Here is a 19,811-nt window from a genome sequence, read left to right as displayed (position 1 = left end):
CCTTTAAAATTGCAGCTAATCATAAAGACTTTTGTCGAGTTTGTCTTACTGCAAACACACAATAGTGGGATGAAAGTTATATGAAAATTTGTTTTCAAAGGTCACAAAAGTGTCATAATTGCTAGTAATAATGCTTATCGTTGCAAAGGGTTAATGCCCGATTAAATTCAACTAAAACAAAGGTTATTCAATTATGTCTAGAAGGATTCTGGTTGTTGAAGACGAAGCGCCAATTCGCGAAATGCTATGCTTTGTTCTTGAGCAAAAAGGTTACCAAGCAGTAGAAGCGGAAGATTACGACTCTGCGGTAACTAAATTGGCTGAACCCTTCCCAGATCTAGTACTGCTAGATTGGATGCTACCTGGTGGCAGTGGTATCAACTTCATTAAGCACATGAAGCGTGAAGAGCTGACGCGTAATATCCCTGTCGTGATGTTGACTGCACGCGGCGAAGAGGAAGATAAAGTTCGTGGCTTGGAAGTGGGTGCGGATGATTACATCACTAAGCCATTCTCTCCGAAAGAGTTAGTGGCTCGTCTTAAAGCGGTGATTCGTCGTGTAACACCAACGGCACTTGAAGATGTGATTGATGTCCAAGGTCTTAAGTTAGACCCCGTTTCGCACCGAGTGACCGCAAACGATGAAGCGCTCGATATGGGACCGACTGAATTTAAAATGTTGCACTTCTTTATGACGCACCAAGAGCGCGTGTACAGTCGTGAGCAATTGCTTAACAACGTATGGGGCACCAACGTGTATGTCGAAGATCGTACTGTTGATGTTCACATTCGTCGTTTACGTAAAGCCTTAGAAGCCGCCGGTCATGATAAGCTGATCCAAACAGTGCGCGGTGCAGGCTACCGTTTCTCGACCAAAGCATAATTGAGAGACGAATTCGAAACACGGAGTATTAGGTGGTAGAGCGGTTAACTTGGAAGAAGCTAGCCTGGGAGCTGGCTTTTTTTTACGCCCCTTGGGTTATCGTGGGCTGGATTTTTGGTTACATGCCTTGGTTACTGTTGGCAGCAACGGTATTGCAGCTTGGATGGCACTTACATAATCAAATGCGCTTGTCCGCTTGGTTGTGGGATGAAAAGCGCCTAACGCCACCTTCAGGGTCTGGAAACTGGGAGTCGCTTTTTAATGGCATCTACCGCTTACAGCAGCGCCAACGCAAAAAGCGCAAAGAGCTGACCAATCTTATTCGCCGTTTTCGCAACGGTGCTGAATCTCTGCCCGATGCGGTCGTGGTTTTTCGTAGCGAAGGCAACATTGTGTGGTGCAATAAGCTCGCACAGCATCTCTTAGGCTTTAAATGGCCCGATGATACGGGGCAGCCCATCTCAAATTTGATCCGCACGCCAGACTTTATTAAGTACCTCAATAAACAGAATTTTGCCGAGCCACTCGAAATGCGTTCGCCACTCAATGTTGAGCGTATGCTCGAGTTGCGTATTGTGCCTTACACAGAAGGCGAGCACCTGATGGTGGTACGTGATGTGACTCAGCTTAAGCAACTTGAGGGTATGCGTCGTAACTTCTTTGCCAATGTCTCCCATGAACTGCGCACACCAATGACGGTACTGCAAGGTTATCTCGAGATGACGGAAGACCCAGATATGGTCGTTGGGCCTATGTGGCCGAAAGCTCACGGAGTGATGACGGAGCAGCTCAACCGAATGAACAGTTTGGTGAACCAACTGCTGACCTTGTCCAAGATTGAAGCGGCGCCGATGCACGAACTCGATGAAGTCGTGAATGTGCCTGCAATGCTCGATGTACTTGAGAAAGAGGCCGCGAGCCTTAGTGGCGAACAGGGACACCAACTCCGATTTGAAGTAGATACTGGATTGCGAGTGTTTGCCGATGAGGACCAACTGCGCAGTGCGATTTCCAACCTTGTCTATAATGCCGTGAAGTATACGCCCGCAGGCGCTGAGGTTTATGTTCGCTGGTATCAAACACCCCAAGGTGCGCATTTAGAAGTGGAAGACAAAGGTGATGGTATAGAGCCCCAACACTTGCATCGCTTAACAGAGCGCTTCTACCGAGTTGATAAAGCACGTTCTCGCGATACTGGTGGTAGTGGTCTTGGCTTAGCCATTGTGAAGCATGCGTTGACCCACCACGATTCTCATTTAGAAATTCAGAGTGAAGTCGGAGTGGGGAGTAAGTTCTCGTTTATCTTGCCACAACGTTTGGTGGTGAGTTAATGAAGTTAGTGCTTACTACAATTCTATTTTCTGTTTTGGCTCTTTCTGCTCATGCAGCTCAATTGTCTGAGTACACAAAAGTGCCGGGCGTCACAGGCACTTTGACCAGTGTAGGGTCCGACACGTTAGCAGGCATGACAACGCTTTGGGTTGAAGAATTTAAGCAACAGTATCCGAGCGTTTATGGTCAGGTTCAAGCGTCCGGCTCTTCGACGGCACCGCCAGCCTTGACCGAACGTACGGCGCAATTTGGCCCGATGAGTCGCCCAATGCGAAATCGAGAAATCGAAGCGTTCGAGCGAGCGCATGGTTATAAGCCGACAGAGTTACGCGTCGCGATCGATGCGATCGGCATTTTTGTTCATCGAGACAACCCGATCAAAGGGCTGAACTTCTCTCAGCTCGATAGTATTTTCTCTGCCACGCTGCGTTGCGGTGCTAATGCGCCTGTCGAGACGTGGTCAGAGCTGGGTTTAGATTATCAATGGGCAAAGCGTAGCATTCAGTTGTTTGGCCGTAATTCCGTATCAGGAACGTATGGTTACTTTAAGAACAATGCTTTGTGTGGTGGTGACTTTAAGAACAGCGTCAATGAGCAGCCTGGATCGGCTTCTGTGGTGCAGTCGGTTGCTTCTGCTATCAACACCATTGGCTATTCTGGGGTCGGCTATCAGGTGTCGGGAGTAAAGTTGCTGCCAGTAGCCAAAAATGGCACCGACTACATCAAAGCAAGCCAAGAGAATATTCTTTCAGGTAAGTACCCACTTTCACGTTACCTTTATGTTTACGTCAATAAACATCCCTCTAAACCACTTTCGCCCATCGAGCGAGAGTTCATTCGTTTCATTTTCTCGGTGCAGGGTCAAGCGTTGGTGAAGAAGGATGGCTACATCCCTATTTCCGCAGAATTAGCGGAGCAAGAGCTCAAGAAAGTAGGTATTAAGCGCGACCGCTAACCGATCAGTTAGCGGTCACTTAGGTTTAAAAGTTTAACGCCCACCCAGCACTTTCCCACTGCTGCTGTTCTGTCATCAGGTCAGCGTGAAGCAGAAGGTTGTTTTGCAGCCACTGCTCGTCTTTTGAGGTGAGTGTCCAAGTATCTCCTTCAATCGACAACTCAAGCTCCGGAAGTGGGTCGTCATTGCGCTGACCGTGGACCAAAATCGCCAGTCGCAAGACGCGGATTAAGCCGATAACATCTTTCTTCTTGAATAGAGAGAACTCTTCCATCTCGTGAAGTTTAAGGGCTTTACGTTGGAATCGTACTAACATCGCCAACACGCGTTGCTGCTCTTGGTTGAAGCCGGGCATGTAGGTATGGCGCAAAATATACGCGGAATGACGGTGAAACGCTTGCAAGCTGATACTTAAGCCGACTTCGTGCAGTAATGCTCCCCAGTCAAGCAAGTCAAACAGCTCAGAGCTGCGTCTAATACCCAAGACTCGGTGGACTTGTTGCAGAAACTCTTGCGCTTGTCCTTTGACGCGCGCAGCATGCTCTAAATCCACTAGATGCTTACTGGCCAGATTTTCGGTGGTTCGCATACGAATATCCGAACGCTTGAAGTTGTCTTCCATCTCAAACAGTAAGCCCTCTCTCAATGCGCCTTGAGAAAAGTGCATTTCTGAAATCTTGAGCGCTTTGAATATGGCAGACAAAATGGCAACGCCAGCGGCAAAAACCGGTTTTCTTTCCGCTGTTAAACCATCAAGTTCGAGCTCATCAATGGTTTGCCATTCACACAACTTTTCAATCAGTTTGTCTAGGCGTTTGCTGGTGACAATGCCATCGTCATGGCCCATGCCAATCAACACTTCACGGATGGCTTTGATAGTTCCAGAAGAACCAAAAGCGATGTCCCAACCTTTTTTACGGTAGCGTGATGCAATGGATTCAAGACGCTGCTCGGCGGCAAGGGTGGCCTGCGCAAAGTTCTTTTTGGACAGTTTGCCGTTTGCGAAATAACGGTTGGTGTAGCTCACGCAGCCCATCTGTTTGCTGTTGATAAGCTCTGGCTCGAACCCTTTACCTATGATCATCTCCGTACTGCCACCGCCGATATCAACGACCAGTTTGGAGTCGGATTCTGGTTGGGTATGCGCGACACCTAAATAGATCAGACGGGCTTCTTCGACACCGGGGATCACTTCGATGGGGAAAGGTAATACCTCTTTCGCTCGTTGGAGGAAAATGTGCGCGTTGTTTGCTTGGCGCAATGTATGGGTGGCGGCTATGCGGACGTTTTCGACGTCAAACCCTTGCAGGCGTTCAGCAAACATGGCTAAGCATTCAAGCCCACGTTCAATGGCGGTATTGTCTAGATTTTTTTGTGCATCAAGGCCTGAAGCGAGGTGAACACGCTGTTTGTGGCGGCTAACGAGTTGCAAATCTTGGTCGACGACACGAGCTACCACCATATGGAAACTGTTGGAACCAAGGTCTATCGCAGCAACATCACGAATTTCCTGTGCTTGAGTCATAACTCTCCGACTGCTGTTTACGTTTTTGATTTTTCGTTTGTTTCTCTACTTGTTTAAGATAGTCGTAAATGGCAATTTGTGAGCGAAGTTTCTTGCGATTTCCACGCGGAACATAGGTATTGCTCATTTCTTTGTCTATCCAACGCGCCTTTACTGTATCGGTAAAGTGAATGTTAATGATATCAATAATGCGTTGTTTAAGACGTGGGTCACGAACTGGTGCGGTCACTTCAATACGGTGATCGATGTTGCGAGTCATCCAGTCGGCAGAAGAGATGTAAACCTGCGGGTCACCAGCGTTGTGTGTGACGAGCACTCTAGGATGCTCTAAGAAGCGGTCAACGATACTGATGATTTTGATATTGTCACTGATCCCTTCGACGCCCGGAACCAGAGAACACATTCCGCGAATGATCATATTCACTTCAACTCCAGAAGCGCTCGCGCCGTAGAGTTTGTTGATAAGCCCCTTATCCACCAAGTTGTTCACTTTTAAGGTGATTGACGCCGGTTTGCCGATTTTCGCGTTTGCAATCTCTGCATCAATAAGACGATATAACTGCTTGCGCGAGTTGCGTGGTGACACAATCAGGTGTTCAAACCTTACGGGGCGGTATGGGTTCTCAATGTAACCAAAGACATTACGTACTTCATTGGTTATCTCTGGATCTGCTGTCAGCAGAGCAAAGTCAGTGTAGATGCGGGCAGTTTTTTCGTGGAAGTTACCTGTACCAATGTGCGCGTAGCGCACGATCGCGTCTTCTTCACGACGGCTGATAAGAAGAAGTTTTGAGTGAATCTTTAAACCGGGGGCGCCGAAAATGACGTGCACACCCGCGTCTGTGAGGATTCGCGCCCACTCGATGTTGGCTTCCTCGTCGAAACGCGCTTGCAGCTCAACTACCACGGTGACCTGTTTACCGTTGTGAACCGCATCGATGAGCGAGTTCATCAAACGAGAGTGTTTTGCGACACGATAAATGTTGATTTTGATGCTCAGAACCTTAGGGTCGAATGAAGCTTGGCGCACCAATTCTGAGATATGTTCAAAGGTGTGGTACGGGTAATAGAGCAGGATATCTTGATTTTTAATCGCATCGAACTTGTTGGCATAGCCGTCGAAGTCGGCGCATTTCATCGGTGGCAGTGGTCTGTTTTCGAGATAGTCACGTCCAACGTTAGGGAAACCGATGAAATCTTTAAAGTTGTGATAGCGACTGCCCGGGATCAAGCTGTCGTAGTTGGAGATTTGCAATTTGTCACATAAGAAATCGAGCATTTCGCTTGGCATATCACGTTCATAAACGAAACGCACTGGCATCGCGGTTAGGCGCTGACTTAATCCCTCAGACATTTGTTCAAGCAGACTGTGTTCCACTTCATGGCTCAGGTCGTATTCGGCGTCGCGAGTCATTTTCACTGCGTAGCCATTGAGTTCGTCGTAATCGAAGAAGCCACTAAACAGTTCGTCTAAACAGTAACGAATAATGTTGTCGAGTAAGATGATGGTTTTGCGTCGCTTGCCTTTTTGTTCTGGCACCATAACAAAGCGCGGAAGGTGATCGGTGGGGATTTCAATAAGCGCGTAATCGCTCTGTTCTTCCTTATGTAAATCGACAGCGATGTAGGCGTATTCATCTTTGAGGAATTGCAGCACATCGATATCTTCACGGAGTAACAGTGGGGTGATATGCGGAAGCACCTCATTACTGAAATATTTTTTGACCCACTTTTGTTGCACTTCATCCAGCTGCGTCTCGTTTACGAGAAAGATTCGACGTCTCGCCATCTCTCTGATCAAGTCTGCGTAGAGTTCATCAAAACGTTCGTTGAGTCGCAGCGCTTTGGTCTGCATTTTCGTCAGCAGGTGTTTGGAATTATCATTGCCGCCACGTTCTTGGTTAATCAAAATTCGGCGTTTAACGTCGGCGAATCTGACTTTATAGAACTCATCTAAGTTATTGGAGAATATGCCTAAAAAACGAATTCTCTCAATCAAGGGTACGTCTTTGTCTGCCGCTTCTTGGAGGACTCGCTCATTGAATGATAACCAGCTCAATTCCTTTTCGATGTAGAGTTTTTCTGCGCTCATGAACGTACCTTTTTAACCTGACTGACGAAGAGAGTGAGGGGGGCGATCCCCTTTAAGCGTAAGCAAATTAAGATCTTTGTGTGACATTTTTATTGCAATTTTTTATTGCATTGTTTTCAGCAGTTTAATGCGATCTGTAATATAATTGTCACCTAAATTAAATATTATACGTCTGGGCAAATCTAGTTAAGTGGGACAAATGGCTAAAGCCGAATTTTCATTGCGAGAACGTGATCGTAAGCGACTAATCAAAGATCGTTTTGTTCGGCTTGCAGTATCGACCGGAGGAGTCGGCGTTTTGGCGGCTCTCGTTTTGATCTTCGTCTATCTGGCGATGATGGTCTTGCCTCTGTTTGCTGATGCCCAATTTTCCCCAAATATCGCCCACAAAAACATTCACCACACTCAATCACTCGCGCTGGGCGTGGACGATTATGGCGAGCATGCGTTTGTGGTGTCGCAGGACGGCAATGTGGACTTTTGGCGATTAGATACCCAATCCGACTCGCCGGAATTTCGTCAGAGTGTCGCTTCAGGCTTTCCATTGTTTGCTCAGTCGGTGGCGTCTCAAGGCTGGTTTGCCTTTGCCAATGAAGCCGGAGAAGTTCGAGTCTTTCGTCCAGAAATGAACAGCACTCTAGAAGGGCAAGCGCGTGTTTTTAAGCCGAGAGTTGAAACGTTTAAGACGGCTTTACGCTTCAATGAATCCTCGCCACTGACCGCTTTGAGTTTTTCTGTTGACACTTCTCCGACCTTGGCTGGCTTTTTTGCGGACGAGTCGGTGGTAGTGCAGTGGCTCAACTCACAAGGTCAGGAGCAGCGCTATCGTTTCAATGTCCCCTTTCCTAACTTAGACCAAATTTTATTGACTCCCGATGGCTCGACCCTGTATCTGCGTAGCGGCTCTGAGCTGGTGGTCGCGAAAAAGACAGAATCTGAGTTTATTACTCGTGAGGTCGTAGACTTAAGCCTCGGTCAAGAAAAGCACGCGGTGACCGACATTAAACTACTCAGCGGAGCGTATTCTTTGTTGGTCAGTCATGCTGATGGGCTGGTCTCGCAATGGTTTGATGTGCTCGAAGATGGCCAGCGAAACTTAACCCATATCCGCGAATTTAAGTTGGCATCTGAGCTGCAATTTCTCCTGCCCGATACGTATCGCAAAGGTTTTTACAGTTTCTACATCAACGGCACGGTGCAAAGCCATTATACCACGAGCGAAAAACTGGTGATGTTCAACCGTGCTTACGATAAAGCGCCCGATCTCGCGGCGATGTCGAGCAATGAAAAGTATCTGGTTGCGATTACAGGCTCGACCATTTCGTTAGCGGGCATTGATAATCCGTTTCCTGAAATTTCAGTTTCGTCGCTTTGGCAGAAAGTCTGGTATGAAAGCTACCCTGAGCCACAGTATGTATGGCAAACCACTTCCGCGAACGATGAGTTCGAAGCTAAGTTCAGCTTGGTTCCGATAGCGTTTGGTACCTTGAAAGCAGCGGCGTTTGCGATGCTGTTTGCTGTGCCCATTGCAGTATTTGGCGCCATTTACACCGCCTACTTTATGACGCCGAAAATGCGCCGCGTCGTAAAACCTTCGATTGAACTCATGGAGGCACTGCCGACGGTGATCATCGGCTTCTTAGCGGGGCTTTGGTTTGCGCCCATCGTTGAGCGCAATCTCGCCGCAGTTATTGCTTTAATGCTGTTCTTACCGCTGTCGACCGTTATTGTTGGTGCGATTTGGCACAAGTTGCCACGCGCTTGGGTAGGACGTTTTCCCAATGGGTTGCATGCCATGATCCTGATGCCAGTGATCGTCGTGTTGGCTGTCGTCATTCTTTCTCAAAGTGCCAACATCGAGCAGTGGCTTTTCGCAGGCGATGTGCGAGTCTATCTTGCAGAGCATGGCATTGACTTTGATCAGCGCAACGCTTTGGTGGTTGGCTTTGCGATGGGTTTTGCTGTGATTCCCACGATTTTTACCATCGCCGAAGATGCCATTTTCTCTGTGCCAAAGCATTTGTCGGATGGCTCCCTCGCATTGGGAGCGACGCCTTGGCAGACCCTCATTCACGTTGTTTTACTTACTGCCAGTCCGGGAATTTTTTCAGCCATTATGATGGGACTCGGACGTGCGGTGGGCGAGACCATGATTGTCCTGATGGCGACAGGTAACACACCAATTATGGATTGGAATATTCTTGAAGGGATGCGTACCTTGTCTGCGACTATCGCGGTAGAAATGCCTGAGTCTGAGGTTGGAAGCTCCCATTATCGAATTCTATTTTTGGCTGCGTTAATTTTGCTGATTTTCACCTTTGCAGTGAACTCAATCGCTGAGTGGGTAAGACAACGATTGAGAGAGAAATACCGTGCGTTGTAATCGAATTTTTGTGGGAAGCGTTATTTGTGTTTAAGTGGCTAAAATCGGGTTCACCTTGGATATGGTTAACAGGCGGTGCGGTGAGCATCAGCTTGTTGTCTGTGTTGGGGCTGTTATTGCTGATTGGCTGGAAGGGGCTCTCTTACTTTTGGCCAGCGCCACTTTATCAATGGCAAACCCAGCAAGGGGATAGTCTAGTGGGTCAACTCTACGCAGAAGAGTATGTACCTATAAGCCACTTGCGAGAGATGGACATTATTCTGCCAGCGACGGTAGAAGAAAAAGGGCAGGTCAAACGGCTCAGTATCAAGGTGGCCAACCGAGATATCTACCCTGCGGATTTTATTTCACTATTGGAATTAGACTTGCTCGAAGCAACGCGACCGCAAGGCTGGGCTGTGGTAGAGCGAACGCGTGGGGGCGACTTCTTTGGTATTCCTCGTGGCTATTATCATGGTGAAGAGGTTTCCGACGATCACTTAACCCATATTACTCGTGGTTTGGCTTTTGCAAGTGAACTGCGTGACGACATTGAACGATTGGTCACCAAGCAAATTCGTGTCTTGAGTGGTCAAGCTGAGCAATTGCGCTTGGAGAAACGTCGACGAGAGTTGAATGGAAAACTCGACCAAGCCTTTATCACCCGCTACGACACACAGACCCGTATCATCAGCCAGCAACTTGTTGATATGGAAGCTGAGTTAGATCGATTGAGATCGCAACTGCTCGAGCAAGGGCTGGTGATTGAAGATATGCATGGCGATCAATACCGAATTCCTTTGAGCGATATTCTCGATATTTGGTACCCGAATCAGATGTCGATGCTGGATAAAATTGGCCATTGGGCGCAGCAAGCGTGGAAGTTCTTGTCTAGCGACCCTCGTGAATCCAACTCTGAAGGCGGGGTTTTCCCTGCAATGTTTGGTACGGTGTTGATGGTACTGATCATGTCGATTGTTGTGATGCCATTAGGGGTTATTGCGGCGGTGTATCTTCATGAGTACGCGAAGAACAACGCGTTTACGCGAATCATCCGTGTGGCAGTGATTAACCTTGCAGGTGTCCCATCGATTGTATACGGTGTGTTTGGTTTGGGCTTTTTTGTCTACACCTTAGGTGGCTCAATTGATGCGTTGTTTTACACCGAGCGGTTACCATCGCCGACCTTTGGTACTCCGGGTCTGTTGTGGTCGGCGTTGACACTTGCGGTGTTGACACTCCCGGTCGTGATTGTCGCGACCGAGGAAGGGTTAACTCGAATTCCGAGTTCCGTTCGACATGGTTCACTGGCGTTGGGTGCGACGCAATTTGAAACCATGTGGCGTATCGTTCTGCCTATGGCAAGCCCAGCAATTATCACCGGACTTATTCTTGCGGTTGCTCGCGCAGCGGGCGAAGTGGCGCCATTGATGCTCGTTGGAGTGGTTAAATTGGCATCGACATTGCCTGTTGATAGCCAGTTTCCGTTTCTACACTTAGAAAGAAAGTTTATGCACCTAGGCTTTCATATCTACGATGTTGGCTTTCAAACCACCAATATTGAGGCAGCAAGACCGTTGGTTTATGCGACCTCTTTCTTGCTCGTGACGGTCATCATCGGACTTAACTTAACGGCAATCAGTATTCGTAATAACTTGCGTGAAAAATACCGCACATTAGGACAAGATTAGAGCATGTTTTCAGTCGATCAAACATTGGGCTATCAGCCGCCATTAGATGTAAATAATTTGAGCGATGAGCAGACCTCGATTTCGATCGAGGGGCTTAACTTGTTCTATCAAAACGCTCAGGCGCTCACCGATATTTCGATGCGAATCCCTAAAGGTCAGGTGACTGCGTTTATCGGCCCGTCAGGTTGTGGTAAGTCGACGCTGCTTCGCTGCATTAATCGCATGAACGACTTGGTGGAAGGGTGTCAGGTATCTGGCAAAGTAAAACTGCACAATAAAAATGTCTATGACAATGACGTTGATGTCGCCACCTTGCGTCGCCGAGTGGGTATGGTGTTTCAAAGGCCGAATCCATTCCCGAAATCGATCTATGAAAATGTTGTTTATGGCTTGCGCCTTCAAGGCATTAAAAATAGCCGAGTCTTGGATGATGCAGTAGAGCGTTCGCTCCGATCCGCCGCTTTGTGGGATGAGGTTAAAGATCGATTACACGAAAATGCGTTTGGTTTGTCTGGCGGTCAGCAGCAGCGTTTGGTAATTGCAAGAGCGATCGCCATTGAGCCCGAGGTTTTATTATTGGATGAGCCAACATCCGCCTTGGACCCAATTTCGACGCTAACCATCGAAGAGCTGATCAACGATTTAAAAACCAAGTACACGGTTGTGATAGTCACGCACAACATGCAGCAAGCGGCTCGTGTGAGCGACCATACGGCGTTCATCCACATGGGTAAGTTGATAGAGTACTCAGATACTGACTCTATTTTTACCTCTCCATTGAAAAAGCAGACCGAAGACTATATTACAGGTAGATACGGTTAATACACTTATAGGGTTTAAGGATAATTAATGAACTTTGGGCGCCATATTTCAGGTCAATTTAATGTCGAACTCGAATCCATTCGAACCCATGTTCTTACTATGGGCGGATTGGTAGAGCAGCAATTGTCATTTGCGATGCAAGCTCTGCACAAAGAAGACATTGAGTTAGCGCGCAAAGTGGTCCGTGATGATCATAAAGTGAACGCGATGGAAGTGTCGATTGATGAAGCCTGCACTCGGATTATTGCCAAGCGTCAACCTACTGCCAAAGATTTGCGCCTCATTATGGCGATCATCAAAACCATCACTGACCTTGAACGTATTGGGGATGTTGCGACGAAAATCGCCTACGTTGCGATAGAAAGCCCATCTTCTAAAGAGCGACAGTTTCAAGTGTCGCTTGAACCTTTGTGTCGCCAAGCCATTGCCATGTTACACCAAGTACTGGATGCCTTTGCGCGAATGGACGTCGATGCCGCCGCTGAAGTGTATAAGCTTGATGATAAAATAGACGCGGAATATGAAGCGGTCATTCGCCAGCTAATGACCTACATGATGGAAGACCCGAAGAATATTCCGAATATCTTGCAGGTCATGTGGTCTGCGCGTGCGATTGAGCGCGTTGGCGATCGCTGTCAAAACATTTGTGAGTACATCATCTACTTTGTCAAAGGCAAAGATGTTCGCCACTTGGGCGAACAAAGTATTGATGATGCGTTGCGCTAAAAGTGAAGTACGACGCCGCTTGAAAACATGGCTGACCAGTTAGTGCCGAATAAGGTGTTCTTCTGGTCTATATAGTTGATATCAGCCCCCACGCGAAAGCCTACATTATCGTTGACAAAAACAACCCAAGCGCCTGAAATGCTCGCGCCTTTTCCTTCGGCGCTTTTGGATTGATCTGACCAAACATACTCTCGATGACCTTCGTATTGAACCATCCCGGCTTCAAGTTGCAATGCCATCTTCATCGGTTTATCAACGAGCTGGTACTGACCACCAACTCGATAAGTCGTGAGCTTATCTTCGTCGAGTAAGATTTCAGCTTCAGTATGAGAGTAGCTCACGTAAAGCGCATCAAGACCCAATACATCGGTAACCCCTAGTTGTAGTCCTGCCCCTGAGATACCTGAACCAGCGTAAGGTCCTATTTTGAATTCTGGCGAGAGGTGGAGCGTTGTCGCGTTGGCCATAAAGCTAGAAAGTGAAAGGGCGATGAGAGCGAGTTTTTTCATGTGCATACCTATTGAAGACTAATGAGGTGCCTTCCGTGGCATGAGCTAATGATGTTATGTTAATTGAGCTTGTTGATAATGGATAATTGACAGACGTTATATCGATAATAATTTTTGCTTATCACTATTTAGAAAGTGATTCTGCCGCCAATAGTCCAATTAATCTCAGTGTTTTGCATACCATAGTAAGTGCCGTTGGGAGAAAAAGCAGATACTTGGGCGTAAGGGTAGACTTTCCAAATGGGACGCATCGTACCGACGGATAGCTCCCATTCATTGGCGTGGCCTTGGTTGAAATCGATCATATCGGATTTATCCACGGCATAATGATGTTCATATTTTCCGGATAGATAGAGGTAATTGAAGTATTTCGCGAGCGATAGGTAGCCAGAGTACTTGTTTGCGTTGTCCACGGTCAGCCATGTGAAACCGTTTCGCACATACTCATTGGTGACGCCAGCTTTGACTGAATACCCTTCAAAGAAACGGGTCACTGAGAGCTCAAAAAAGTGAGTGTGCGTTTTTACGCCATCAACATCAAGCATTTCATCCATCAACCAATCATTTTCTAGCCCGTACTCATAGTAAGCGTTGAGCTTCCACTCTGGGTTTACAAAGGTGTGGTAACCAAGCCCAATGCCAACCCATTCGTCCGAGTCACCACCGATGAACAGATAGGTATTTGGGGTTACAGAAGCGGTTACACCAAGTTCGACGACATCCTTTTCAATTGATAAATCAATACCAGCAAACGCTGAACCACAGAGCATCATTGCGCTGCAAGCAATTGAAATAGTCTTCATTGTATTACCTAGGAAGGCGCTCTCAGCGATTTAGCTGAGAGCAAAAAGATCATTACTTGTTTAGGCGAGCACGGACCGCATCACGGATTGAGTTGCGATCAATGGAAGAGTCAGAACCTTCCATTAGTGGACGGGGGCCACCTTGGACCGTATCACGACCGATTGTGATAGCTTGGCCGTTAAAGAATACGGTGAAGTCACCTTCATAGATTCCCTGGCGCTCAATTTGTACTTCGTAAACATTACCATCGTTATCTGTAACGACCATTGCTTGTCCGTGCCAATTAACTGATTGAATTTCATAAACATTGCCATTCTGGTCAGTAATTGTTTTACCTGAAATGGTGTAGCTAGCTTCAGGACCATTATCAATTGGTGGCATTTCTGGACCGCCCCAAACTGGTGGTAAACGGTCTGGTGTGTTGCCGCTGTTGTCTGGGCCACTCCACATTGGTGGGTTTCGGTCAGGTGTGTTGCCTGTGTCTAGGCCCCAATCTGGTGTGTTATCGATATCCGGGATAGAAGGTGTAGGTAATCCAAAATCTGGGTCAACTGGTTCAGGACGGTCTGGGTTATTACCTGTATCTAGGCCCCATTCGGGTGAGTTATCGATATCTGGGATTACAGGAACCTGAGGTTGAGGGCGATCTACTACATTATCACCATTGCTTGAACCTGCACTGCCCGAAGATGAGCAGCCTGCTAATGCCAATGAACCAGTAATAACTAAAGCAATTACACTCTTTTTCATATCAATACCTAATTAAACTATGAGGCCGATTTGACCTGTTTGTAAGACTATCCGTCCAGGGAGTTCAAAATAACTACTGACAGGTTGTGATTGGTTAGTGTCAGTATCACGCATTCAAATAGCAGCCCTTGCTTTTGATGAGGTCATAATGCGTGATAACTGATCTTGTATCTAATCACTGGTAGTGATATTGAATATAAGTATTGCTTATTAGCTAATTTGTTCGATCAATACGGTTTTGATCAGGTCATTAAGCCAGTGAGTCATCGGGCTTTGGCGATGTTTAGAATGGAAGTAGGTAAGGATGGGGTATTGAATACTGTTTCCGTTTACCAAAGCATTCAGCGCTTTCAATTGTGGGTAGTGCTGGATCGGGAACAGGTTTGAATGCGGCATATACATATCTGTATGCTGAATAATATCGACCGCAGCTAAAACAAATTCACTTCTAAAGCCGACTTTAGCTTCATAGCCTGCGCGATGCATAATCTGCTGAGCAAGAGAAAAGTCATCATTCCATCCTGGGGTCATGACGGAGGCTATATCATAGCCAACCATATCTTCTGCAGAGACGGTATCTTTTGTGAGGGGATGATCTTTGCGTACGATGACTTGTCCAGTCAGTTCAACAAGTTTGGCTCTCGAGATATTGTTTACAGTATCAATGTCATAACCAATGCCAACTAAGGTTTGCCCTTTCTGTATTTCTTCTAAAGTGGATTCATTCCAACCGATAAGCTCAAGCGTTGAATTGGGTGCTTGTTGTTTAATGCGTTTATAAAGCGTGCCAGATAGGCAGGTTAATACTATTGGAGAGACTGCTATTCGAATTGGGTAGTCGATTGCCGCAGGATCAAAGTGATTCTTATGATTTAAGGCTTCCGCCAAGCCATCTAAGTGAGGGGTAATGGCGACCGCAAGTTCTTCCGCAAATGGAGTTGCTTCGAGTCCTGTGGGGACTTTCATAAACAACTCATCATCAAAATGATTACGCAGCTTTTGCAGGGCTTGACTGATCGCTGGTTGAGAAACAAATAGCCGTTGAGAGGCTTTGCGCATGTTGAGCTCTTGCGATAACACCAAGAAGGTACGCAGTAAATTGAGGTCTAGGCTATAAAACAGATCCTTGGCCATGGCTATCCTAATATTTCTCGGGGACGAACGTTTGGTCTTCAATAGGCGCTCGAATATACCCTTCTTTGTTTAATTCAGGTAGTTCTACGGCAGGGTATTCTACTTCGTGATAATCAATTTGGCTCAAAAGGTGACTGATGCAGTTGAGGCGAGCGCGTTTTTTATCATCAGAAGGGACCACCAACCAAGGGCAATGCTTGGTATCGGTATAGGCGAACATTTTGTCTTTAGCCTCTGAGTATTCAGCCCAGCGGTTGCGTGACTCTAAGTCCATGGGGCTGAACTTCCAGCGCTTGATTGGGGTGTTGATGCGTCCTAAAAAGCGTTTTTCTTGCTCTTCATCGGATACGGAAAACCAATACTTGAGCAGAATAATCCCAGAACGCTGCAACATGCGTTCGAACTCTGGGCATGAGCGCAGGAACTCTTCGTATTGCTCATCACTGCAAAAGCCCATCACTTTCTCTACACCCGCGCGGTTGTACCAACTTCGGTCAAACAGTACGATTTCTCCGGCGGCAGGTAAGTGTGCCACGTAACGTTGAAAGTACCATTGAGTTTTCTCTTTTTCGGTCGGCGTTGGCAGCGCGGCAATTCGACAAATACGCGGATTAAGTTTTTCGGTGATGCGTTTAATAACACCGCCTTTACCAGCAGCGTCTCGTCCTTCGAAGATAACAACGACCTTCAGACCTTCTTGCTTAACCCACTCTTGTAGCTTGACCAGTTCGACTTGAAGCTTCTCGAGTTCGTTCTCGTAAAACTTTTTATCCAGTTTCGCCATCTGCTTCTCCCTACTGCGGCTGCTCTAACTATCAATATGTTAGCACTAGAGCCGAGTAAGATAAGAATTACCGCTGAGAACTGAGAGCCTTTACGACCTTTTGAATTTTGTCTGCGCAGGTAACCGGAATGGTGAAGTCATCTACGTTATTAGCACCCATCTTGGCTTTACTGTCGGCGAGCGCCATGTGACTGCGACGAGTCGACTTACCTGAAAGGTGAACCTCTCTCACGCCAGTCTTCGTAACGATTTGAACCACGTTGCTATCGGTTAATCCCGCGCCTGCCATGATAGAGACACGTCCGTCGGCTAAGCGCACCATCTCTGCGAGCACATCAATGCCTTGTTCAACATTTTCCGCGAGTCCAGAGGTGAGTATACGTTCACAGCCTAGTGTTGTGATTTGCTCAATGGCTTCGCGGTAATTACTGCATTGATCAATGGCTCGGTGGAAGGTTGTTCCTAAGCCATACAGGTTAGCGCGGTCCATGATTTGTTGAGCCAAAGCGATGTTGATTGTACCGTCGGCGTTCAAGACACCAAACACGATACCTTGTAAGCCCGCTTCTGCCGCAGCTTCAATGTCGAGCAGCATGGCATCAATATCATCTTGATCGTAAAGAAAATCCCCTTGGCGAGGACGAATCATGGCATAGACTGGAACGGTGGAAATCTGCGCCGCTTTTTTCATAAAACCAAAGCTCGGTGTGAGTCCGCCTAAAGCAAGAGATGAGCAGAGCTCTATTCGAGTCGCGCCACCTTGAATGGCTTGATGGAGGGATTCTAAGTTGTCGATACAGACTTCGATATGATGGTTCATCGTGATTCTCGGTAGCAGGAAACTGTCTCAATCATAGCGTGAGGGCGTGTCAGGTATTAGGGTAAAGCTGAGGAATTTACTTTCCCTAAAAGCAAAAGCCCCAGCGTAGTGCTGAGGCTTGAGTGCATTTTGGAGGTTGATTAAGCGGCGTCTTCTTGCGGCTCGTCAGCAGTATCTTCGACTGCTTCAACTTTCTTTGCTTTCTTCGGAGCTGGCTTGCGCTTCGCTCCAAGTGCATATAGCACTTCTTCTTTGTTTTGAGCTAGGAACATCGCCAAGTCTTCTTGCTTGCCTTCGTCTTCTAGCAGGTCACTTTTACCCAGTAGCTCGAACAGCTCATCCGCCATATCAAGCATTTTGTCATATGCGTCAGCTTCCGCTTTAGAGGTAAAAGTCATTTTCTCTTCTCCATTGCGTTCTACCACGTACTTGACGATTACAGCCATGGTTGGTCCTCTAGTCAAAATTTATTAAAATCATTACTGGCTTTTTATACAGTTTTTGACCAATTAAGTCTAGATGAGGCGGTGATTCTGAGATCCAAGTGGCTACTCTTTGTGCCCGCGCTGTCTAACTTGTTGAATCTTTCCGCCACTGATAGCAAAACTCAATAAAGGTTTTCAGCAGTGGGCTTTGATACTTCTCTTTATGAACCAGTAACCAGTAGCGTCTTTTCATATCGAGAGGCAGTTTGAGCTCAACAACGCGGCCATCTTGAATCGCGGGTTCAGCGGATAACCTCGACAAACAGCCCAACCCCAACCCTGCTGAAACACTATTAATTAATGCTTCGGTGGTATTGAGCTGAAAGGACTCATGCCAATGCTCAAGGCGAGGCGCTATCACGCGAAGGAAAAACTCTCTTGAGCCCGAGCCTGGCTCTCGGAGTATCCACTCGCTGCTTTCTAAGTCGCCCACGCGAACGTGAGTTTGTTTCACGAGCGGGGAATCTGGCGGGCAGATTACGCACATTTCATCCTCACTGAACTGCTGAGAGATTAATTGCGGATGTAAGGTCTTCCCTTCGATTAACGCGAGATCGAGCTCATAGTCGACCAACTTTTCGCAGATCAACGCTGAGTTGGAGATAAACAAGCTTTGCGACCTGTGTTGTGTCTGTTGGCGAAAATCACTAAGCAGATAAGGCGCGACTTGGTTGCCTATGGTGTCACTGGCGCCAATTTTCAGCTCGCCCGACAAGGTTTGGTCGTTATCGAAGAGTTGCTCAATATCTTGCGCTCGCTCAATAAGCTCATCAGCCAATGGCAGTAACTTCTGCCCCTCTTGATTGAGAATAAGACGGTTGTTTACCCGGTCAAATAGGGAGTGGCCGATCTGTTTCTCGAGCTCTGAGAGCGCCATACTGACGGCGGCTTTGGATAGAAACAGCGCTTCAGACGCGGAGGTGAGCGTCTCGTGCTGAGTAATAGTGATAAACACTTTGAGTTGTTTGAGCGAAATATTGGCTGCCATAAAGTCGTTTAGTTTGGTTGAACAAGTGTTTTAAATAATTAGATGTTTTCGAACGTTTGGCAAGCGTAAACTGAACGCCTAAACAAAGAGTGTGTGAGGCAACAATGATTAAAGCAGCAAAAGCAAAAGTGATGGGTGCGCCAACCCCAATGGCTGGCTTAGCGCTAGGGATTGCCAGTTTAGGTTGGTGTTGGGAAAACGCCGCATCGTTTAATGGTTATGCCCAATGGGCAGGAGCCGCGCTAGCGAGTGTGTTGCTCATTGTGCTAGCCGTTAAATTTCTTTTTCACCGTCATTTGTTGCGTGAAGATTTAGCGCACCCTGTTGTGGGCAGTGTGGTGCCGACCTTCGCGATGGGCACCATGGTGGTGTCTAACTCTTTAGGGCACTTTCACCCGATGCTAGGAGATGGACTGTGGCTGGTGGCCGTTGGTTTACACGTTGTCTTTTTGGTGAGTTTTCTTTACCACCGCGCTAAGGACTTTGAGCTACACCATATGGTTCCGAGCTGGTTTGTACCACCGGTAGGCATTATCGTTGCCGATGTATCGTTTTCAGGTAACCCTGCACTGAGCGGTATTGCTAATGGTGCCTTGATGTTTGGTATGTTGGCGTATGCGGTCATGCTACCCATGATGATTTATCGCTTTATGTTCAGTCAGGAAATTCCTGATGCTGCTAAACCGACAATGGCAATTCTTGCGGCGCCTGCAAGCTTATCACTAGCGGGCTATCTAACAGTGAGTAGCGAGCCTTCACCTGTGATCGTGGGTCTGTTGTTTGGCATTGCGGTACTAATGACCGCGATCATCTACCTGGCCTTTTTTAAACTACTGAGATTGCCATTTAGTCCTGGCTATGCGGCGTTTACCTTCCCAATGGTGATCGGCTCAACGGCCCTCTATAAACTTGCAGCATGGATGGAACACGTTGGCGTAGCGGCAGAGTATGTTTGCCAAGTTCACTGGCTTGCTGGGTTTGAACTGGTCATCGCGACCGCGGTGGTGAGCTACGTGGCGCTGCGTTACTTAGCCTTTTATCGGCCAGTCAGTCAGGCTTTGGGTTTGACTGCCCGCCCTTAGAATAGCATTCGTAGGATCTTACTTGCCGCTCAACTTGTTCAAGGGTTGAGCGGCTATTTTGATTCGA

The 19,811-nt window shown here is 47.3% G+C and carries 18 protein-coding genes; 8 read left to right on the top strand and 10 right to left on the bottom strand.

What is annotated here, in order from left to right:
• Nucleotides 1-193 precede the first annotated feature (193 nt).
• From phoB to OH458_RS16310, 3 genes are read left to right on the top strand one after another with little or no spacing between them, the layout of a single operon-like run.
• Entirely contained in the window at nucleotides 194-883 is a 690-nt protein-coding gene (phoB, locus tag OH458_RS16320) for a phosphate regulon transcriptional regulator PhoB (protein WP_004747931.1), read from the top strand.
• Between the two features lie 32 nt (nucleotides 884-915).
• Complete coding sequence (phoR, locus tag OH458_RS16315) at nucleotides 916-2,214, top strand: phosphate regulon sensor histidine kinase PhoR (RefSeq protein WP_005471446.1); 1,299 nt, start codon at nucleotides 916-918, stop codon at nucleotides 2,212-2,214.
• Entirely contained in the window at nucleotides 2,214-3,170 is a 957-nt protein-coding gene (locus tag OH458_RS16310) for a PstS family phosphate ABC transporter substrate-binding protein (RefSeq protein ID WP_269979133.1), read from the top strand. Before phoR ends, OH458_RS16310 begins: the two co-directional genes overlap by 1 nt.
• A 25-nt stretch (nucleotides 3,171-3,195) precedes the next feature.
• On the opposite strand, the gene ppx is transcribed toward OH458_RS16310, so the two are convergent.
• Both ppx and ppk1 read right to left on the bottom strand, forming a co-directional pair.
• On the bottom strand, nucleotides 3,196-4,695 hold the full coding sequence (gene ppx, locus OH458_RS16305) for an exopolyphosphatase (protein WP_269979132.1): 1,500 nt from the start codon (nucleotides 4,693-4,695) through the stop codon (nucleotides 3,196-3,198).
• A complete protein-coding gene (gene ppk1 / locus OH458_RS16300; RefSeq protein ID WP_269979131.1) occupies nucleotides 4,670-6,787 on the bottom strand; it encodes a polyphosphate kinase 1 in 2,118 nt (705 codons plus the stop codon). The genes ppx and ppk1 overlap by 26 nt, the downstream gene beginning before the upstream one ends.
• Before the next feature lie 199 nt (nucleotides 6,788-6,986).
• Between ppk1 and OH458_RS16295 the strand changes: the two genes are divergently transcribed.
• Genes OH458_RS16295 through phoU form a run of 4 tightly spaced genes read left to right on the top strand, consistent with a single transcriptional unit; the run spans nucleotide 6,987 to nucleotide 12,388 of the window.
• Nucleotides 6,987-9,170, top strand: a complete 2,184-nt coding sequence (locus OH458_RS16295) for an ABC transporter permease subunit (protein ID WP_269979130.1) — start codon at nucleotides 6,987-6,989, stop codon at nucleotides 9,168-9,170.
• 26 nt (nucleotides 9,171-9,196) lie between these two features.
• Nucleotides 9,197-10,840, top strand: coding sequence for a phosphate ABC transporter permease PstA (gene pstA / locus OH458_RS16290; RefSeq protein WP_269979129.1), 1,644 nt, complete (start codon nucleotides 9,197-9,199; stop codon nucleotides 10,838-10,840).
• Nucleotides 10,841-10,843: 3 nt separating this feature from the next.
• Nucleotides 10,844-11,662 carry a phosphate ABC transporter ATP-binding protein PstB gene (gene pstB, locus OH458_RS16285; protein WP_269979128.1) on the top strand — a complete coding sequence of 273 codons (819 nt, stop codon included), beginning with the start codon at nucleotides 10,844-10,846 and terminating at the stop codon, nucleotides 11,660-11,662.
• 27 nt (nucleotides 11,663-11,689) lie between these two features.
• A complete protein-coding gene (phoU, locus tag OH458_RS16280) occupies nucleotides 11,690-12,388 on the top strand; it encodes a phosphate signaling complex protein PhoU (RefSeq protein ID WP_038139917.1) in 699 nt (232 codons plus the stop codon).
• Here the strand turns inward: phoU and OH458_RS16275 are convergent.
• From OH458_RS16275 to OH458_RS16240, 8 genes are all read right to left on the bottom strand, one after another.
• Nucleotides 12,385-12,897 (bottom strand): hypothetical protein, encoded by a 513-nt coding sequence (locus OH458_RS16275; protein WP_269979127.1) that lies wholly within the window; start codon nucleotides 12,895-12,897, stop codon nucleotides 12,385-12,387. The two genes, phoU and OH458_RS16275, sit on opposite strands and share 4 nt — an antisense overlap.
• Before the next feature lie 128 nt (nucleotides 12,898-13,025).
• On the bottom strand, nucleotides 13,026-13,700 hold the full coding sequence (locus tag OH458_RS16270) for a hypothetical protein (protein ID WP_269979126.1): 675 nt from the start codon (nucleotides 13,698-13,700) through the stop codon (nucleotides 13,026-13,028).
• A 52-nt stretch (nucleotides 13,701-13,752) separates the two neighbouring features.
• On the bottom strand, nucleotides 13,753-14,451 hold the full coding sequence (locus tag OH458_RS16265; protein ID WP_269979125.1) for a hypothetical protein: 699 nt from the start codon (nucleotides 14,449-14,451) through the stop codon (nucleotides 13,753-13,755).
• Nucleotides 14,452-14,661: 210 nt separating this feature from the next.
• Nucleotides 14,662-15,585, bottom strand: a complete 924-nt coding sequence (locus OH458_RS16260; protein WP_269979124.1) for a LysR family transcriptional regulator — start codon at nucleotides 15,583-15,585, stop codon at nucleotides 14,662-14,664.
• A gap of 7 nt (nucleotides 15,586-15,592) precedes the next feature.
• Nucleotides 15,593-16,369, bottom strand: a complete 777-nt coding sequence (gene ppk2, locus OH458_RS16255) for a polyphosphate kinase 2 (protein WP_269979123.1) — start codon at nucleotides 16,367-16,369, stop codon at nucleotides 15,593-15,595.
• A gap of 67 nt (nucleotides 16,370-16,436) precedes the next feature.
• Nucleotides 16,437-17,189: a copper homeostasis protein CutC gene (locus OH458_RS16250; protein ID WP_269979122.1), complete on the bottom strand. Its 753-nt coding sequence runs from the start codon at nucleotides 17,187-17,189 to the stop codon at nucleotides 16,437-16,439.
• A gap of 140 nt (nucleotides 17,190-17,329) precedes the next feature.
• Complete coding sequence (locus OH458_RS16245) at nucleotides 17,330-17,635, bottom strand: YebG family protein (RefSeq protein WP_038139926.1); 306 nt, start codon at nucleotides 17,633-17,635, stop codon at nucleotides 17,330-17,332.
• Between the two features lie 124 nt (nucleotides 17,636-17,759).
• Nucleotides 17,760-18,662: a LysR substrate-binding domain-containing protein gene (locus OH458_RS16240; protein WP_005471506.1), complete on the bottom strand. Its 903-nt coding sequence runs from the start codon at nucleotides 18,660-18,662 to the stop codon at nucleotides 17,760-17,762.
• 104 nt (nucleotides 18,663-18,766) lie between these two features.
• Between OH458_RS16240 and OH458_RS16235 the strand changes: the two genes are divergently transcribed.
• Entirely contained in the window at nucleotides 18,767-19,744 is a 978-nt protein-coding gene (locus OH458_RS16235; protein WP_269979121.1) for a TDT family transporter, read from the top strand.
• The last annotated feature ends 67 nt before the right edge of the window (nucleotides 19,745-19,811 follow it).

The organism is Vibrio sp. MarTm2 (assembly GCF_027587055.1).
In the GTDB taxonomy this organism is placed as follows: Bacteria; Pseudomonadota; Gammaproteobacteria; order Enterobacterales; family Vibrionaceae; genus Vibrio; species Vibrio sinaloensis_D.
The sequence above is the reverse complement of the archived record's forward strand: the minus strand, read 5'-3'. Positions and strand labels throughout refer to the sequence as shown.

Excerpts from the sequence above, each read along its gene's own strand:
- phoB (WP_004747931.1), top strand. The coding sequence starts at position 194 with ATGTCTAGAAGGATTCTGGTTGTTGAAGACGAAGCGCCAATTCGCGAA.
- OH458_RS16310 (WP_269979133.1), top strand. The coding sequence starts at position 2,214 with ATGAAGTTAGTGCTTACTACAATTCTATTTTCTGTTTTGGCTCTTTCT.
- ppx (WP_269979132.1), bottom strand. The coding sequence starts at position 4,695 with ATGACTCAAGCACAGGAAATTCGTGATGTTGCTGCGATAGACCTTGGT.
- ppk1 (WP_269979131.1), bottom strand. The coding sequence starts at position 6,787 with ATGAGCGCAGAAAAACTCTACATCGAAAAGGAATTGAGCTGGTTATCA.
- OH458_RS16295 (WP_269979130.1), top strand. The coding sequence starts at position 6,987 with ATGGCTAAAGCCGAATTTTCATTGCGAGAACGTGATCGTAAGCGACTA.
- pstB (WP_269979128.1), top strand. The coding sequence starts at position 10,844 with ATGTTTTCAGTCGATCAAACATTGGGCTATCAGCCGCCATTAGATGTA.
- phoU (WP_038139917.1), top strand. The coding sequence starts at position 11,690 with ATGAACTTTGGGCGCCATATTTCAGGTCAATTTAATGTCGAACTCGAA.
- OH458_RS16275 (WP_269979127.1), bottom strand. The coding sequence starts at position 12,897 with ATGAAAAAACTCGCTCTCATCGCCCTTTCACTTTCTAGCTTTATGGCC.
- OH458_RS16270 (WP_269979126.1), bottom strand. The coding sequence starts at position 13,700 with ATGAAGACTATTTCAATTGCTTGCAGCGCAATGATGCTCTGTGGTTCA.
- OH458_RS16265 (WP_269979125.1), bottom strand. The coding sequence starts at position 14,451 with ATGAAAAAGAGTGTAATTGCTTTAGTTATTACTGGTTCATTGGCATTA.
- OH458_RS16260 (WP_269979124.1), bottom strand. The coding sequence starts at position 15,585 with ATGGCCAAGGATCTGTTTTATAGCCTAGACCTCAATTTACTGCGTACC.
- ppk2 (WP_269979123.1), bottom strand. The coding sequence starts at position 16,369 with ATGGCGAAACTGGATAAAAAGTTTTACGAGAACGAACTCGAGAAGCTT.
- OH458_RS16250 (WP_269979122.1), bottom strand. The coding sequence starts at position 17,189 with ATGAACCATCATATCGAAGTCTGTATCGACAACTTAGAATCCCTCCAT.
- OH458_RS16245 (WP_038139926.1), bottom strand. The coding sequence starts at position 17,635 with ATGGCTGTAATCGTCAAGTACGTGGTAGAACGCAATGGAGAAGAGAAA.
- OH458_RS16240 (WP_005471506.1), bottom strand. The coding sequence starts at position 18,662 with ATGGCAGCCAATATTTCGCTCAAACAACTCAAAGTGTTTATCACTATT.
- OH458_RS16235 (WP_269979121.1), top strand. The coding sequence starts at position 18,767 with ATGATTAAAGCAGCAAAAGCAAAAGTGATGGGTGCGCCAACCCCAATG.